Annotated in this window: 11 protein-coding genes and 2 pseudogenes; 3 read left to right on the top strand and 10 right to left on the bottom strand. The window is 68.9% G+C overall.

The genetic code is table 11. From position 1 onward, the window contains the following. Positions 1 to 45: 45 nt before the first annotated feature. From AWB89_RS08965 to AWB89_RS08955, 3 genes and pseudogenes are all read right to left on the bottom strand, one after another. Positions 46 to 2,963: pseudogene (locus AWB89_RS08965) on the bottom strand (MMPL/RND family transporter). Continuing rightward, positions 2,960 to 3,391, bottom strand: a complete 432-nt coding sequence (locus tag AWB89_RS08960; RefSeq protein ID WP_085172965.1) for an MmpS family transport accessory protein — start codon at positions 3,389 to 3,391, stop codon at positions 2,960 to 2,962. Before AWB89_RS08960 ends, AWB89_RS08965 begins: the two are co-directional and overlap by 4 nt. A 244-nt stretch (positions 3,392 to 3,635) precedes the next feature. Continuing rightward, complete coding sequence (locus tag AWB89_RS08955; protein ID WP_085172963.1) at positions 3,636 to 5,174, bottom strand: PPE domain-containing protein; 1,539 nt, start codon at positions 5,172 to 5,174, stop codon at positions 3,636 to 3,638. A gap of 138 nt (positions 5,175 to 5,312) precedes the next feature. On the opposite strand from AWB89_RS08955, the pseudogene AWB89_RS28260 reads away from it, so the two are divergent. Further along, positions 5,313 to 5,948, top strand: a pseudogene (locus AWB89_RS28260) (DUF2275 domain-containing protein); the annotation flags it as partial. A gap of 183 nt (positions 5,949 to 6,131) precedes the next feature. Further along, complete coding sequence (gene sigC / locus AWB89_RS27925; RefSeq protein WP_241520463.1) at positions 6,132 to 6,686, top strand: RNA polymerase sigma factor SigC; 555 nt, start codon at positions 6,132 to 6,134, stop codon at positions 6,684 to 6,686. On the opposite strand, the gene AWB89_RS08945 is transcribed toward sigC, so the two are convergent. Genes AWB89_RS08945 through AWB89_RS08930 form a run of 4 tightly spaced genes read right to left on the bottom strand, consistent with a single transcriptional unit; the run spans position 6,683 to position 10,075 of the window. Then, positions 6,683 to 7,411: a cobalt-precorrin-6A reductase gene (locus AWB89_RS08945; protein WP_372515261.1), complete on the bottom strand. Its 729-nt coding sequence runs from the start codon at positions 7,409 to 7,411 to the stop codon at positions 6,683 to 6,685. The genes sigC and AWB89_RS08945 overlap by 4 nt on opposite strands. After that, positions 7,408 to 8,160, bottom strand: a complete 753-nt coding sequence (gene cobM, locus AWB89_RS08940; protein ID WP_085172959.1) for a precorrin-4 C(11)-methyltransferase — start codon at positions 8,158 to 8,160, stop codon at positions 7,408 to 7,410. Before cobM ends, AWB89_RS08945 begins: the two co-directional genes overlap by 4 nt. After that, a complete protein-coding gene (cbiE, locus tag AWB89_RS08935) occupies positions 8,157 to 9,329 on the bottom strand; it encodes a precorrin-6y C5,15-methyltransferase (decarboxylating) subunit CbiE (RefSeq protein WP_085172957.1) in 1,173 nt (390 codons plus the stop codon). The genes cobM and cbiE overlap by 4 nt, the downstream gene beginning before the upstream one ends. After that, on the bottom strand, positions 9,326 to 10,075 hold the full coding sequence (locus AWB89_RS08930) for a decaprenylphospho-beta-D-erythro-pentofuranosid-2-ulose 2-reductase (RefSeq protein WP_085172955.1): 750 nt from the start codon (positions 10,073 to 10,075) through the stop codon (positions 9,326 to 9,328). The genes cbiE and AWB89_RS08930 overlap by 4 nt, the downstream gene beginning before the upstream one ends. 35 nt (positions 10,076 to 10,110) lie before the next feature. On the opposite strand from AWB89_RS08930, the gene AWB89_RS08925 reads away from it, so the two are divergent. After that, positions 10,111 to 10,521 (top strand): F420-dependent biliverdin reductase, encoded by a 411-nt coding sequence (locus AWB89_RS08925; RefSeq protein WP_066913250.1) that lies wholly within the window; start codon positions 10,111 to 10,113, stop codon positions 10,519 to 10,521. Between the two features lie 21 nt (positions 10,522 to 10,542). On the opposite strand, the gene AWB89_RS08920 is transcribed toward AWB89_RS08925, so the two are convergent. From AWB89_RS08920 to AWB89_RS08910, 3 genes are all read right to left on the bottom strand, one after another. Next, positions 10,543 to 10,758: a hypothetical protein gene (locus AWB89_RS08920; protein WP_085172953.1), complete on the bottom strand. Its 216-nt coding sequence runs from the start codon at positions 10,756 to 10,758 to the stop codon at positions 10,543 to 10,545. A gap of 28 nt (positions 10,759 to 10,786) precedes the next feature. After that, on the bottom strand, positions 10,787 to 13,300 hold the full coding sequence (locus AWB89_RS08915; RefSeq protein WP_085172951.1) for an ADP-ribosyltransferase domain-containing protein: 2,514 nt from the start codon (positions 13,298 to 13,300) through the stop codon (positions 10,787 to 10,789). An 85-nt stretch (positions 13,301 to 13,385) separates the two neighbouring features. Then, on the bottom strand, positions 13,386 to 15,571 hold a 2,186-nt coding region (locus tag AWB89_RS08910; protein ID WP_142282491.1), incomplete at its 5' end, for an alpha/beta hydrolase-fold protein.

The following is a 15,571-nucleotide window of genomic DNA, read 5'->3' as shown; positions in this document are numbered from 1 at the left end:
CGAAGTACCCGCATGGGGCGCCGGCAAACGATGCCGACTCGCCTCTCAGCCGGTCCGCACCCCTGCCGCGGCCGGGGTGTTGAGCCTGGCGGTGTCGGCTTCCTCGCCCAGCAGGAGCGAGCGCACCAACCGGCGCGGCCCGAACGGCCGAAGCATGGAGCTGGCCGGGCGCGGCCGCACCCGTATCGGCCACCAGAACCAGCGCCCCAGCAGCGCGGCGATCGACGGCGTCATCAAGGACCGCACGACGAGGGTGTCGAACAGCAGGCCGAGCCCAATCGTGGTGCCGGCCTGCCCAATCGAGCGCAGGTCGCTGGCGGCCATCGACATCATGGTGAAGGCGAACACCAGTCCCGCCGCGGTGACGACGCCGCCGGTCCCGCCCATGGAGCGGATGATGCCGGTCTTCAGCCCCGCCCCGATCTCCTCCTGGAACCGCGACACCAGCAGCAGGTTGTAGTCGGATCCCACCGCCAGCAGGATGATCAGCCCGAACACCGGCGCGATCCAGTTCAACTCCAGGCCGAAGAGGTGCTGCCACACCAGCACCGACAGGCCGAACGCGGCGCCCAGCGACAGCAGCACCGTCCCGACGATCACCAGGGACGCGACGAGCGCTCGAGTGATGAGCACCATGACGGCGAAAATGAGGGTCAGGGCGGCGATCCCGACGATCAGTAGGTCGTATTGCGAGCCGGCCTGGATGTCACGGTAGATCGCCGCCGTTCCGGCGAGGTAGAACTTGGCGCCGGTGAGCGTCGTCCCCTTCACCGCTTGATGTGCGGCGTTCAGCGCGGGCTTGACCGCGGCGATGCCCGCTGGAGTCGCCGGGTCCGCGTCGTGGGTGATGATGAAGCGCGCGCCTTGCCGTCCGGTGAGAGGAAGAGTTTCAGGCCGCGCTGAAAGTCGGGATTCTGGAACGCTTCCGGGGGTAGGTAGAAGTAGTCACCGCTCCTGGAGGCGTCGAAGGCCTGACCCATAGCGCTCGCCGTATCGGTCATCTGCGCCATCTGTGTGACCAGGCTCGAGAAGCTGCTGTGCATGGTCAGCAATGTGCCCTGCATCGACTTCGCGACGGCGATCATCGGCGGGAACTGGGCCATCATCTGGGGAATGATCGCGTCGACGTTGTTCATGTCCTTGATCAGCGTGCTCATGTTCGCGCTGAACTTGTCCACACCGTCGATCGCCTCGAACACCGACCTCGAAGCCCAGCAGGCCGGGATGTTGAAACAGTGTGGTTCCCAATACAAGTAGCTGCGGAACGGTCTCGCGAAATCGTCGAAGTCCGCCAGGTGGTCTCGCATCTCATTCAAAGTGGATTGCATGTCGCCCATGTCGCCGACCATGCGATGAGTCGCGCCGCTCATCTGGCCCAGCAAGCCCTGCATCCGCTCCATCGAGCCGATCATGGCGCCCAGATCGTCGCTCATCTTGAGCATGTCGCCTGTGCGGTCCCTCATGAACTGGAGGTTCTGCTGGATGGGAATCGCTTGGGCACTGATCTGGAACGGTAACGATGTGTGCTCGATCGGGCCGCCCAGCGGCCGGGTGATGCTCTGCACCATCGCGATTCCCGGCGACCGAAAGACGTCTTTGGCGAGCCGGTCGAGAATGATCATGTCGGCGCTGTTGCGCATGTCGTGATCGCTCTCGATCATCAGGATGTCCGGATTCATTGTCGCCGCGCTGAAATGGCGCTCCGCGGCCGCGTACCCGACATTCGACGGCAGATGGGCAGGTATGTAGTAGCGGTCGTTATAGCTGACCTTCATGCTGGGCATGACGAGGATGCCGAGGATTGCGACAGCCAGCGAGGCCGCCAGGACCGGCCCAGGCCAGCGCACCGTGGCGGTGCCGATGCGGCGCCAACCGTGGACTTTGACAGCGCGTTTCGGGTCCAGCAGGCCGAAGCGACTTGCCACGGCGACCACGGCCGGAGCCGCGGTCGTGGCTCCCGCAACGACGACGAGCAGCCCCAGGGCGGACGGGATGCCGAGCGCCTTGAAGTACGACAGCCGCGCCAGGTGGAGGCAGAAGGTGGCTCCGGCGATGGTCAGCCCCGAGCCCAGGATGATGTGCGAGGTACCACGGAACATCGTGTACCAGGCGGTTTCTCGATCCTGGCCCGCCTGGCGGGCCTCCTGGTATCGGCCGATGAGAAAGATCGCGTAATCGGTTCCCGCCGCAATGGCCAGCGACGACAGCATGGCGACGACGAACGTGGAAAATCCCAACAATTCGTTGTTGCCGAGCAGCGCGACAAGCCCTCTGGCCGTGCCCATCTCGAAACCGACCATGACGAGCACCAGCAGCACCGTGCTGATCGAGCGGTAGGCGATGAACAGCATGATCATGATGACCACGCCCGTCACGCCCATCATCTTGAACATGCTCTTGTCGGCGGCTTCGTTCATGTCCGTCGTCAGCGGTGCCGGGCCCGTGACGTAGACCTTAAGCCCCTTGGGGGGCTGTGACTTGTCGACGATGTTCCGCACCGCGTCGACGGACTGGTTGCCCAGGGTGCTGCCCTGGTTGCCGGCCAGATTGAGTAGGACGTAAGCGGCTTTGCCGTCACGGCTTTGGACCCCCGCAGCCGTCAGCGGGTCCCCCCACACGTTCTGCACGTGCTGCACGTGCTTCGGGTCGGCCTGCAGCTTCTGGACCAAGCCGTCGTAGTAACGGTGCACCTCGTCGCCGAGTGGTTGATCGCTCTCGAGGACGATCATCGCGATGCTGTCGGAATCCGACTCGTGGAACGTCGCGCCGATGTGTTTCGCCGCGATCATCGCGGGCGCGTCCTGGGGCGACATGGTGACCGCGTGCTTGCGTGCGACCGACTCGATCGGCGGCACAAGCACATTCAGCGCCACCGTCAGCAGCAGCCATCCGATGATGATGGGCCACGCGAACGTGCGGACGAACCGCATGAACCTCGGGCGCGCGTTGTCGTCGGTGTTCATGCGGCCTTCACCAGACATGACGTTTGCGCGTGACGACCGGCGGTGGACCGTTCGTCCTTGAGCTCACCGTTGACCGTGATGCGGCACCCGATGCTGTCGCTGTTGCCCTGCGCCACCACGCTGGCGATCACCGCCGGCACCGTCGTCGTGATCGTGAAAGTCCAGGGCAGGCTGGTGAAGCTCGCCTGTTCCGGCTGGGCCTTCCTGTCCAGGTAGCTCACGGTTCCAGCCGTGTCGCTGGGCCCGTAAATCTCGTAGGTCACCTGCTTCACGTGCGACGGCTCGAGCGGTTCGGCGCTGCTGCCCGTCGCGGTAAAGATGGCATCGGAACCGAAGACGCCGCGGAGCCGGTCGACGGCGACGGCACCGAGAGCCACCGCCACCACCACCGCGAGGGGCACCCACGCCTTCTTGAGAAAGGTCAACACCGGTGTCTCCTTTCCTCTGGTGGCCACTCGTGGCCTGGTCGTTTTGGCTCAGTGTTAACACCAGACCGCGACGATGGGTAGGGCCGTCGGGCCCGTACAGGAAGTTCTGCGTTCAGGTATACCATACCCCAGGGGGTATTCTCCAGAGCCGCTAGAACCCGCGCGAAAACGCCGATTTCTGCACAGGCCGCAGCGAATCACCGGCGCTCGGGCGATATCCGGTGAATCAGGTTGTCGCGCAGCGCTATTCGGTGGCGCGGTCGTCCCAGCTGTTGGGCAGCAGCGGGGTGACCGGGGCGCCGTTGCATCCGTCGCCGGCCAGTGTCATCAGCCCGGCCGGACGGCCGGCGGCGCCCGACGCGGTGGCGCCGGCGAACCCGAGTCGCCCGCCCCCGTGGCCCGACGCCTCCGGATGCGGCCCCCCGTCGTCGTCGAGGTCCATGAACTCGTGGCGATGGGCGCGGTCCTCGATCGTCACCCTCCGACGACGGCGGCCCCGCGTTCGGTCGTTCGCCGTGGCCGCGGCGGCCGCCGGCTCGTCGGCGCCCTCCGGCGCCGGTTCCTCCGAGCGACGACGCCCGCGAGCGCTCGCGCTGCCGCGCGCCGACAACCCCGAGATGCCGACGGCGTAGAGGACGTCGGAAAGGCCCGCGCTGATACCCGTTGACGCCGACGGACCGAACCCCACCCCCGGCCCGGCACCGACGGGTCCCCCGCCGATGGTGTGAGTTGCGCTCGGCGCCGTGGGACCGGCGACGGTGGCGGCGCTGCTCGCACTGGTCGGCGCGGCGGCGGTCGCGGGCGCGGCCAGAGAACCGGCCGGAGCCGGCGCTGCCACGCCCGCCGGCACGGAAGTCGCCACCGACACCGGCACCGCAATGCCGGTTGCCACCGCGGCACCCACCGCCGCGCCCGCGGCTCCGGCGACGGGAACGGCGGCCAGGGCGGGGACGAGCGAGATGGCCAGCTGGATCGCCTGCTGCCCGAAGGGCCAGAAGATCATCAGCGTGTGGAAGGTCGCCCAGGCCAGCGCGCTGGCCAGCGCCGGCGACATGCCGGGGATCTGCATAAACGCCGAGGTGAGGCCGTTGGCGAACGGGACCGCGGGAATGGGCCACCCGGCCGGGTTGAGGTCCTTCGACACCGGCCACGCGAAATTCTTGGTGTATTGCTGCAACAGCGCCGCGAGCTGATCCTGCCAAGACACGCTGCTGCTCGGCGCCGCCGCGCTGCGGGCCTCCCCGCCCGTCGCGACGATCTGCGGCGCCGGCGCGGCCGTCGGGACCGCCGCCAGGGCCGAGTCGGCGACGGCTTGGTAGGTGGTCATGGTTTCGGCGGCCTGCAGCCACATGCGCACGTAGTCGGCTTCGTTGACCGCGATGGGAATGGTGTTGATGCCGAAGAAATTGGTCGCCACCAGCGCCGCGTGGGTGGCGTGGTTTGCGGCGAGTTCGGCGAGCGTCGGCATGGTCGCGAGCGCGGCGGCGTAGGCGGCCGCGGCCGTTCGGTGCGCTGACGCGGCGAGCGCGCTGGCCGACGCGCTCTCGAGCAACCAGTTCAGATACGGCGCGTGGGCGGCCACGTACCGTTCCGCGCTGGGACCATCCCACGCGCCCTGCACCGCACCCAGCACCCCGATGAGTTCGTCTGCCGCGGCGCCATATTCGGTGCCCATCGCCGACCACGCCTCCGCAGCGGTGAGCAGCGGCCCGGAACCCGGACCGCTGCTGAGCAAGGTGGAGTGCACCTCGGGCGGCAAGGCGAACCAGATGGGGGCGGTCATCGTCGGGGGCCTGCGGGCAGGAACACGAATACCTCTTCGGTGGACGTCGTCAGGAGCGGGCTTGTCTTCAGTGGTCGGTTTGCCGGACGGTTTGGTTCCCGTCCCTCGCTTTTCGACGCCTTTGCGCGCCGCCCGAGCATGCGCAACGATGCAGAGATGCGGTGTGACGTTGCGCGTGAGGCGCTTTCTGCGCGGCTGGACGGCGAGCGTCCGCAGGTACTCGCGCAACAGGTCGATGCCCACCTGGAATCCTGTAGGGGTTGCCGCACCTGGCTGATCGGTGCGGCGGTGCAGACGCGTCGGCTGTCGTCCATCGAGCCTGGCGAGGGACCGGACCTGGTCGGCAAGATCATGGCGAGCCTCGATCAGCAGTCCCCCGCGTATCACCGCTCGATGCGCTGGCTGCGGTCGCGCTACCGGCGTTGGGGCCTGATCGGCGTCGGCCTGTTCCAGGTCGCGATCGCAGCGGCCCAGATCGGCGGCATCGATTTCGGCATGGTGTCGAGCCACATGCACGGCGCCATGTCGGGCGAGCACCTGATGCACGAGTCGACCGCGTGGTTGCTGGCGTTGGGTCTGGCCATGATTGCTGCGGGCATTTGGCCTGCCACCGCGATTGGGGTGGCGGCGATTACCGGCGTGTATTCCGTCGCGCTGTTGAGTTACGTGGTCGTCGACGCCTTCGCCGGCGAAGTGACCGCGACACGCATCGCAAGCCACATGCCCCTGCTGTTGGGGCTGGTGTTCGCGTTGCTGGTGGCGCGCGAACATGTGCGGACCCGGCGGCCGCGCGCCTCCGGCGAGGACGCCGACTATCCCGGCGTGCCGTCGGAGGCGCCGAGCGGTCGGCGGCACCGGCATCTGTGGCCCATCAACCGCTCGGCTCCGCACCCCACCGCAGCGTCTACGACAACCGGTCGTAGACTGGCAGCGCCCGCACAACGAAGGTGGTTGGCCATGACCGCGTCAAGCGACGACGAGGCCGTTACCGAACTCGCGTTGGCCGCGGCGCGCGGCAACGAGCGGGCGCTCGAGGCCTTCATCAAAGCGACCCAGCAGGACGTGTGGCGGTTCGTCACCTATCTGTCCGACGCGGGAAGCGCCGACGACCTGACCCAGGAAACCTTCCTGCGGGCGATCGGCGCGATCGAGCGGTTCTCCGGACGGTCCAGCGCGCGAACGTGGTTGCTGGCCATCGCGCGCCGGGTGGTGGCCGACCATATCCGGCACGCCCAGTCGCGGCCGCGCACCGCCGCCGGCGCCGATCCCGATCACTTCCTCACCGGCGACCGCCACGCCCGCGGGTTCGAGGATCTGGTCGAGGTGACCGCGTTGATCGCCAACCTCACCACCGAGCAGCGCGAAGCGCTGCTGCTCACCCAGCTGCTCGGGCTGCCGTACGCCGACGCCGCCGCGGTCTGCGGCTGCCCGGTGGGCACCATCCGCTCTCGCGTCGCCCGCGCCCGCGATGCGCTGCTGGCCGACATGGAGCGCGAAGACCTGACCGGTTAGCCCAGTCGCGCAACCCAATCCGCGGCCTCGTCGACCGTGCCCACCGCCGCGACCCCTGCCGGAAGCGGCGGCCTGGCCACCATCACCACCGGAATGTCCAGCGCGGCGGCGGCATCCAGCTTGGCCCGGGTCATCGCGCCGCCGCTGTTCTTGGTGACCAGCGCGTCGATGCGGTGCTCGCGCAGCAGCGCCAGCTCGCCGTCGTAGTGATAGGGGCCGCGCGACAGCAGCACCTGGTTGCGGCGCGGGAGTGCGGCGAGGTCCGGCGCGGTGACCGCGCGGATCAGAAACCACGCGTCGCTGCCGGTGAAGGCATGGACCCCCGAGCGCCCGGTGGTGAGGAAGACCCGTGAGTACGCTTGTGCGGCAACCGTTTCCGCTGCTTCCACGTCCGATGCGACGACGATCGCGTCGCCGGGCGCCCAGGCCGGGCGCGCCAGCACCAGGTGCGGGATGTGAAGTTCGCTGCACGCTTCGGCGGCGTGGGCGGTCATCGTCGCCGCGAACGGATGGGTGGCGTCGACGACGGCGTCGATGCGTTCGTCTTGCAGCCAGCGCGTCAGTCCGTCGACGCCACCGAAGCCGCCGACGCGCACCGGGCCGACCGGCAGCGCGGGGTCGGGGACGCGACCGGCCAGCGAGCTGACGATGTCGACTTGCGGGTGCAGGTTTTTCGCCAGGGCGCGGGCCTCCGAGGTGCCGCCGAGCAACAGCACCCGCATCAGTGCCGGCTCCCCCGGGTCCGCCCGGCCGAATACAGGTAGCTGTCGGTGAATCCCTCGGCCGCCAGGACGTCGCCGACGATGATCACCGCGGTCTTGGTGATGTTGGCGTCGTGCATCTGGGCGGCGATGTCGGCCAGGGTGCCGCGCAGCACGGTCTGCTGTGGCCAGCTCGCGAAAGCCACCACGGCAACGGGTGTTTCGGCGCGATAGCTGTTGAGCAACTGCGGGACGATTGCATCGATCTGGGCGGCGGCCAGGTGCAGCACCAGGGTGGCCCCGGACAGGGCCAGGGTGGCCAGCTCTTCGCCCGACGGCATGGGCGTCGACACGGTGGCCACCCTTGTCAGTGTGACCGTCTGGGCCACCCCGGGGACGGTGAGCTCGCGTTTCAACGCGGCGGCCGCGGCGGCGAAAGCCGGTACACCGGGCACGATTTCGTAGTCGATGCCCAGCGCGCCGAGCCGGCGGCACTGCTCGGCCAGCGCGCTGTACAGCGACGGGTCGCCCGAGTGCAGCCGCGCCACGTCGTGGCCGGCGGCGTGCGCGTCGGCGATTTCCGTGACGATCTGCTCGAGCGTCAACGGGCCGGTGTCAACGACTTTCGCGTCGGGCGGGCACAGGGCCAGCAGGTCGTCGGGCATGATCGAACCGGCGTAGAGGCAGGTTGCACAGGTTTGCAGCAGCCGTTGCCCGCGGACCGTGATGAGGTCGGCCGCGCCGGGGCCCGCGCCGATGAAATAGACCGTCATTTCGTCACCGCCCACTGGGTGACCGGCATCTGCGGGCGCCACCCGGTGAAGCCGCCCAGCGGCTCGCCGTGGTAGTGCTGAAGACGCCGCAACTCACCGCCGAGCCGCGAATAGGACTGTGTGAGAAGCGATTCCGATTCAGCGGTGACGGCGTTGACTACCAGTCGTCCCCCTGGGGCCAAGTGGTCGAGGCAGGCGTCGAGGAGGCCAGGCTGGGTCAGGCCGCCGCCGATGAAGATCGCCGAGGGCGCCTCGGCGCCGTCGAACGCCTCCGGCGCTGCGCCGCGCACGTCGATGGCGACGCCGAAAGCCGCGGCGTTGGATTCGATGTTGAGGCGGCGCGCCTCGTCGCGCTCGAACGCCACCGCGTCGCAACCCCGCCAGCTCAGGCACCATTCGACGCTGATGCTGCCCGACCCCGCGCCGACGTCCCAGAGCCGCTCCCCCGGTCGCGGCGCCAGCGCGGCCAGGGTCACCGCCCGCATCCCGTGTTTGGTGATCTGCCCGTCGTGGGCGAACGCGTCGTCGGGATAGGACGACATGCGTTCGTCGGGCAGGTAGCGGACGGCGATGAGGTTGAGGTCGCCGACCTCCCGTTCGGCGTCGTCGGCCCACTGGCGCGCGGTGCCGTCGCGGCGGAGTTCGGTTGGGCCGCCGAGGTTTTCGAGCACGCAGAACTCGGAGTCCCCGCGGCCGTGTGCGGTGAGCAGCGCGGCCAGTTCCCTGGGCGTGGAAGCGGTTTTCGACAGCACGATCGCTTGGCCGCCGCGGCGCACCGCGGCGTGCGGTCGCGCGGTGACCAGGCTGATCACCTCGGTGTCGTGGGCGTTCCACCCCATCCGCGCACACGCCAGCGTCACCGAGGACACGTGCGGCAGCACCCTGACGTTGTGGGCGCCGTGGAGCCGGATCAGCGTGCCGCCGATGCCGTGCAGGAGCGGGTCGCCGCTGGCCACCACATGGATGTCTGCTCCGGAGTCGACGGGCAAGCTTTGCAGCGCGGGCAGCATCGGTGACGGCCACTCATGGCGGGGCGCGGGCAGCGTATCGTCGAGCAGGTCAAGCTGGCGCCTGGACCCGTAAATCACTGTGGCTCTGCGTAATTCGTCGCGCGATGTTTCCGCTAGTCCCGCCATGCCGTCGGCGCCGATGCCGACCACGACGATCATCGTGGCATCCTGCGCCAGATGAACTGCGGCAGCAGCCGCATGGCGAAGAACATCGGCCGCAGCGACCACGGAATCCACACGGTGCGCCGGCCCTTGTTCAGCGCGCGCGCGGTCGCCGCCGCCACTTGCTCCGGGGTACTGGCCAGCGGCGCGGGCCTCATGCCCTCGGTCATGCGACCGACGACGAATCCCGGTCGCGCGATGAGCAAGTGGACGCCGGTGCCGTGCAGCGCGTCGGCCAGCCCGCTGGCGAAGCCGTCCAGGCCGGCCTTCGCCGAGCCATAAACGTAATTGGCGCGGCGCACCCGGACCCCGGCGACCGAAGAGAACACGACCAGCGAGCCGCGCCCGGCGGCGCGCATGGCGGCGGCCAGGTGGGTGAGCATGCTGACTTGGTCGACGTAGTCGGTGCGCACGATGGACACCGCGTGCGCGGCGTCAGTCTCGGCGCGGGACTGGTCGCCGAGGATGCCGAAGGCCAGCACCGCGGTGCCGATCGGTCCGTGTTCGGCGACGATCGAGGCGACCAGCGGGCCGTGCGAGTCGAGGTCGTCGGCGTCGAATTCCCTGGTGTGCACCGCCGCGGCCCCGGCGGCCTTGACGGCGGCGACCTCGTCGTCGAGCTGGTCGGCTCGGCGCGCGGCCAGCACCACCGTCGCCCCGGGAGCCAGCCGGCGTGCGAGCTCGACGCCGATTTCGCTGCGGCCGCCCAGGATTAGTACCGGAGCCGCGCCCGTGTCGTCCACGGCTGCGATTATCACCTGCGCTAGCGTGGGCGGTGATGGCGAATACCACTACGCGGCTGACCGACGACGCGCTGGCCTTTCTGTCGGAACGTCACCTGGCCATGCTGACCACGCTGCGGGCGGACAATTCCCCGCATGTGGTGGCGGTGGGTTTCACCTTCGATCCCAAGACCCACATCGCGCGGGTGATCACCACCGGCGGCTCGCAGAAGGCCGTCAACGCCGACCGCGCCGGGGTGGCGGTGCTCAGCCAGGTCGACGGGGCCCGGTGGCTGTCGCTGGAGGGCCGGTCCAAGGTGAACAGCGACGCCGACGCCGTGCGTGACGCGGAGTTGCGCTATGCCCAGCGCTACCGGACGCCGCGCCCGAACCCGCGGCGGGTGGTCATCGAGGTGCAGGTCGAGCGGGTGCTCGGTTCGTCGGATCTGTTGGACCGGGGCGAATAGCTTCGGCCAGAAGGTCAACGGTTACTTTTCGCGCCGAGGGTCGTACTCAGTGCCTGAAATGTCATCCCAGAATTTTCGTGACACTTCTGTTGGTCGGTCTTCCTCGGGGACAGCCTCTACTTTCTTCTGGAACTCATCGAACATCTTCCGTGCCCGCGCAAGCTTTTCTTCCGACGGTGGAGGAACACCTGCCTCCTCCGCTGTCAAAAAGATCTTTCCCGCGATTTCCTTGCTCACTTCTAACTCCGTCCTGAGCTACAACTACTCACTCTTCTAGCATTTCGATGATGGTCCGACCCGTCAGCGGATCCACTGTTTTATCGACCACAAAGAATCTTGTGTGCGCCGGAAACAAGACCTCTTGCTCCGCGGGAAACATCGAGTGCGCCGAGATATCGCGGCCTGTGCAAGAAAAAATTCTAAACTCAACGTTGCCCGCGAATGCGGGTGCCTGCGCCACAGCCGGATTTGTTGTTGTGCTCATAAAACCTTTTTCGATGACATATTCGCCTGGCCGATATTCAGCAAGCACCTCGGGTGGCAGATTTGACCCGCGAACCACTGCTCCCTCATAGGGCGGAAGCTTGGAGAGCGCATTATTTAACGCTTCAACTCGGGCATGTTGAGACGCGTCCAAGATATCGCCCCTTAACGCGTCGTTCAGGTCTATGTAGCCAGATCCAGTGTAGTGGGTTAGGGCAGAGAGATCATCCGAAGTCAGTCCATCGCTGGGACTCAAATGGTTACCCCGATCAGCAGGTCCGTCATGGTCAGCCGGCCCGTCACCAATTCCGTGCGGCTTTCGGTCGTGGTCTGGCCAGTTGGACGGGTGACCGCCGTCCGGACCATGCGGTCCCCTGCCGTGCGGTGGACTTCCGCCGGGAGGGCCGCCGTCGCCATGCCCGTGCCAGCCGCCGGAGGGCGCGGGCAGTTCGGGCGGGTGACCTGCCGCGGGCAGCGAATGCGGCGCCGCAGAGGTGAAGGACGGCGCGGGCTGCGATCCGTGCCCAGCCGCGGGCGCAGGTTCGGCGGGGGCTCCGCTCGGCGCTAAAGGCTCTCGAACCGCCGAATGATCAACCAATTGCGACGCCGACGGGACACGTTCCGCCGCTGCTGCGGGTACGGGCGGCGGATGCGAAGCGGTCGCCGGTATCGGATCACGCGGACCACCCGCAGCCGATGCAGGCGGCTCGTGCACCGCGCGCCCCGGCGGCAGAGCCGCGTCGGGCGGGCGCGGTACCGACTCGACGGGCGCCTCCAACGGCTTGGGCACCGGCACACCCACCGGGCGGCCGCCAACCGGCGGCGGCTCGATCTTCGGCAGCGTCCCGGCAACGCCTTCGAGGTTCTTGGTCAGATCGCCACCGGCCCCGGCGATGTCCGCCAAGGCGCCGCGGGCACCCGCGAGGCCGCCGGCCGCCTCCGCACCTGCGCGTCCCGCCGCGCCGGCGGCCTCGGCGGCCTCGGCGCCCTGCAGGGCCGCGCCACCGGCTTCCGTCGCGGCGCCGGCTTCGCCGGCCCCAGGAATGAAGAACATCGCGACGTCGAAAGCGTTTTCGCCGAAACCCAACCCCGGTCGCGCCGTGCTCCAATCATCAAGGTGCAGCAGGGCTTTGAGCTGCTGCCAGTTCGCATCGACGAACTCCTTTGGGTTGACGACGCCGTTGACCAGGCTCCCCTTCCACAGCCCTTTCGCCATATCCGACCAGGTTGCGGCCGCGCCATGCGGATCGAGGAGGAACCACCGCGGGTCGAGATCGCCGATGGAGAGCGCCATCCCGACGGCACCCTTCAAGGCGCCCTCGTTTGCGTTGGCGAAAACGTCGAAAACCGTTGCGACCTGGTTGCCGACCGCATCACCCAAGAACTGCTTGAGCTCGCCGCGCACGTACTTTTCCAGTTTGACGACCAAGCCGTCGACGACCCCGAGCCCTGCCTTGACGCCCTGCTCGGCGGCCCGGGCCTCCCGCCCTAGATCGTGCAGCACGTCGTTGATGTCCTTGGCGATCTTCTTGATCTCATCGAGCGCGTCGCCCTTGATGATCAACATCACGTCGTGCCCGAGGTCGGTCAGTGATCCCAGCCGGTTCAGCAGATCCCGGATGTGGTGCTGGGCGCCGTCCACCTCGTTGGCGAAATCATCGAGCGCGCGGCCCACCGCCCCGGATGCCTCGCCGATTTTGCCCAGACAGTCGCCGATTTGCGTTAACGCGTCATCGATCTTTTCGCCTTCGGGGATCTGATGCGCGTCCAGCAACGCCTTGGCGGCGTTCAGGGCACTGCGCATCCCGCCCGTGGCCCCGGCGAAGCCACGCCATCGAGCCGCGGCCGCATGCAGACCGGCCACGTCCCCGTCGGGCCAGACGTCGTCGACGAACGACTGCACCACCGCCCACAGCAGCGGCGGCGGCGGCCCCTGGCCCCACGTGCCTGGCGGCCCGGGCGCCGAGACTTTGTCCTGCGCGGGCGGCGCCTGCAGCGCGCCGGCGCCCCCGCCCAGCGTGGAGGCCGTTTCGGCCTGCGAATAGTTGGCGGCACCCTGCTGTATCAGGGCCCCGCTTTGCCGGCACGCGTTGATGGCGGCCGCCGCCGCCTGCAGCACCTTCTCGCCCGCGTCCTGATACGCCAGGCCGAACACCGCGCCGGCCGCATCCAGGCCGGTATGGGCCGCGAACCCCGCCGTCAGCACCGTCAGGTTCGCGGCCAGGCCATCGCCGGCGGCAATGACGACGCTGCCCACTGCGAACAGCGCCTGAGGATCAACGACCAACGGGACCATCGCGCGAAATTGTCGCCGACGCCGTCGCGGGCCGCTATTCACCCACCAGCGCGCCAAGCTAGCCCGGCCGGGCTAGCCCCACAACTCACTCAGCCCGCAGCGTGACCCGGTGCCGTCCGGCCGGCACGTCCACGGTCGCACCGGCCGGCTGATCGTCAAGTTGCACCTCGACCCCGGCGGGCAGCCCGGCCAACGTGATTCGCGCCGCGACATCGGTGGCCACCGTGATCGTGGACGACGCCAGCGCGGCCAGCCCGGCGCGCGCGACGTCCACCGTGAGGCTGGCGACCCCGGTGAGCCGCAGCGTCAGATACGGCAGCGGGGCGACGGCCCGTCCCACTTGCCAGTCCAGCTCGCTGTACACGCCGGGCGACGGGTCGAGGTTCCAAACGACGCCGCGATGGTGCCGGATCGTGTGCGTCGGATCGGGCCGCGCGTACGACCGCGCGTCGACCTCGGCGACGGCCCCGCGCCGCGCGGTCACCGACGGATCGGCGGTCAGCTCCGAGAGCCACCACACCTGGTGCGGCCCGATGCCCAGATCGGCGCGCACCAATTGCGGATACCACGCGAACGTGATGTGTCCCGGATCGCCTTGGCGCAGAGCCGTTTCCATGTGCGCGATCGGATCCTCGAACTTGTCCTGCAGCACCCAGGCGATGTGATCCTCGAGCGGATAGGCGGTGAACCGGTGCCGGTAGCCCAGCCGGTCCAGCTCGAGCACCTGTTCGGCGGCCGACGGAAACGGCACCAGCTCATCGACCAACCCGTGCGCGATGACGTACGGCAGCCAGCGGGCGTTGACCAGCAGCTTCCAGGTGTCACCCTCGCGGGCGCACGGCGAGTCCAGGTCGAGGTCCGCCGGGATGTCCACGCCGGGCAGTAGCCGCACGCCGCACGCCGGCGGCCCGGCCAGCACCACCGCCTGCGAGAAGACCTGCGGGTAGCTCAACCCCAGCTTGTAGGCCGCGTACCCGCCCATCGAATAGCCGGCGATGACAGTGCGATTGGGGTCGGTGCCCAGCTGCTCGGCGACCCGCGCCCACACCTCCCACACGTCGAGTTCCCCGGTGTCGAAGTACCAGCTCGACGGGCCCCGGGCCAACGGGGTGACCACGACGGAATCGCGGCCCTCGCAGACCTCGTGCAACAGGCGCGGGTCGATCGCGGCGAACTGGCTTTGGCCCAGCGACAGCGAGTGCAGCAACAGCGTCAGCGGCAGCGCGCGCCCCGGCGCGTAGCTGGACGGCAGGCAGACGGAATAGGGCTGGACGCGACCGAGAAACTGCGGCTTGGTGCTCAGGATGTCGTAGGCGGCCAGCCCTCCTGCCACGCCCTGCCCGAGCTCGACCGAGGAGACGTACCAGCGGGTCGACGGGCCGGTGATGATCGGCTCGGGCTCGGTGTCGCGCGCGGCGAGCCGGGCCCACGGCACCTTCACGGCGAACGCGGACACGTCGCCGTGGCTGAGGGCCGCGGCCTGGGCCGCATCCGACCAGAAGTTCAGGTGCGGCGGCTCCTGCTCGTTGGTGCGAAACGCGACGTTGTAGACGTTGGGCTGGCCGGGCAGGGCCCCGCGCTCGGCGGGCACGTCGGCGAACCCGTCGCCGGCCGCGTTGGCCAGCCCGGCGGCGAGCCGGACCGTCCAGGTTCCGGTCGGCTCCACCACAGACCGCGGCACCTGCGCCATAAAGGACCGCGACGGCGCGTCGACGCTGTGCTCGACCGGTGTGGTGGCGCCGGTGGTCAGGTCGATCAACGTGGCCCGCTGCCCCGACACCAGCAGGGCCAGGTCGATGCCCTCCGAGCGCACGCCCGCCCCGGCCGGCCAGTCCGCGGCGGCGGTGCGGGCGGGGTCGGTGTCAAAGGTGAACAGCGCGATGGGCACCGAGGCGTCCACCAGCGTGTTCCAGTCGATGCGCCACCACGTGTGCGTCTCGGTGAGCCCGACGGCGACGCGGAAGATGTCGGCGCCATTCCCGGCGGCGGGCCCGTCGGGGTAGACGTAGGTGCCGCGCGGGGGCGCCTGAATCTTCAGATCCCCGACCGGGATGCCGGTCGCGCCGTGGTCGTCGTAGAGGAAATCGGTCCAGAACAGGGCGCCCCCGGCCAGGCGGCCGACGCCGCAGGTGCGCGGAAACTCCTCGCCGAAGGGCCAATTCGGTGGCACCGGCAGCCGCGGTTCGGGGCGCCGCGCCGCCGGCGGCACCCCCTCGGGCATCCCGTCGACGACGACGAGCTCGGCGGGCGGCGCCGGGGCGGGAGGGACGG

It is taken from the genome of Mycobacterium paraense (genome assembly GCF_002101815.1).
In the GTDB taxonomy this organism is placed as follows: domain Bacteria; phylum Actinomycetota; class Actinomycetes; order Mycobacteriales; family Mycobacteriaceae; genus Mycobacterium; species Mycobacterium paraense.
This window is presented reverse-complemented; position numbering and strand designations above follow the sequence as displayed.

Excerpts from the sequence above, each read along its gene's own strand:
- AWB89_RS08915 (WP_085172951.1), bottom strand. The coding sequence starts at position 13,300 with ATGGTCCCGTTGGTCGTTGATCCTCAGGCGCTGTTCGCAGTGGGCAGC.
- AWB89_RS08925 (WP_066913250.1), top strand. The coding sequence starts at position 10,111 with ATGGCGAATACCACTACGCGGCTGACCGACGACGCGCTGGCCTTTCTG.
- cobM (WP_085172959.1), bottom strand. The coding sequence starts at position 8,160 with ATGACGGTCTATTTCATCGGCGCGGGCCCCGGCGCGGCCGACCTCATC.
- sigC (WP_241520463.1), top strand. The coding sequence starts at position 6,132 with ATGACCGCGTCAAGCGACGACGAGGCCGTTACCGAACTCGCGTTGGCC.
- AWB89_RS08955 (WP_085172963.1), bottom strand. The coding sequence starts at position 5,174 with ATGACCGCCCCCATCTGGTTCGCCTTGCCGCCCGAGGTGCACTCCACC.
- cbiE (WP_085172957.1), bottom strand. The coding sequence starts at position 9,329 with ATGATCGTCGTGGTCGGCATCGGCGCCGACGGCATGGCGGGACTAGCG.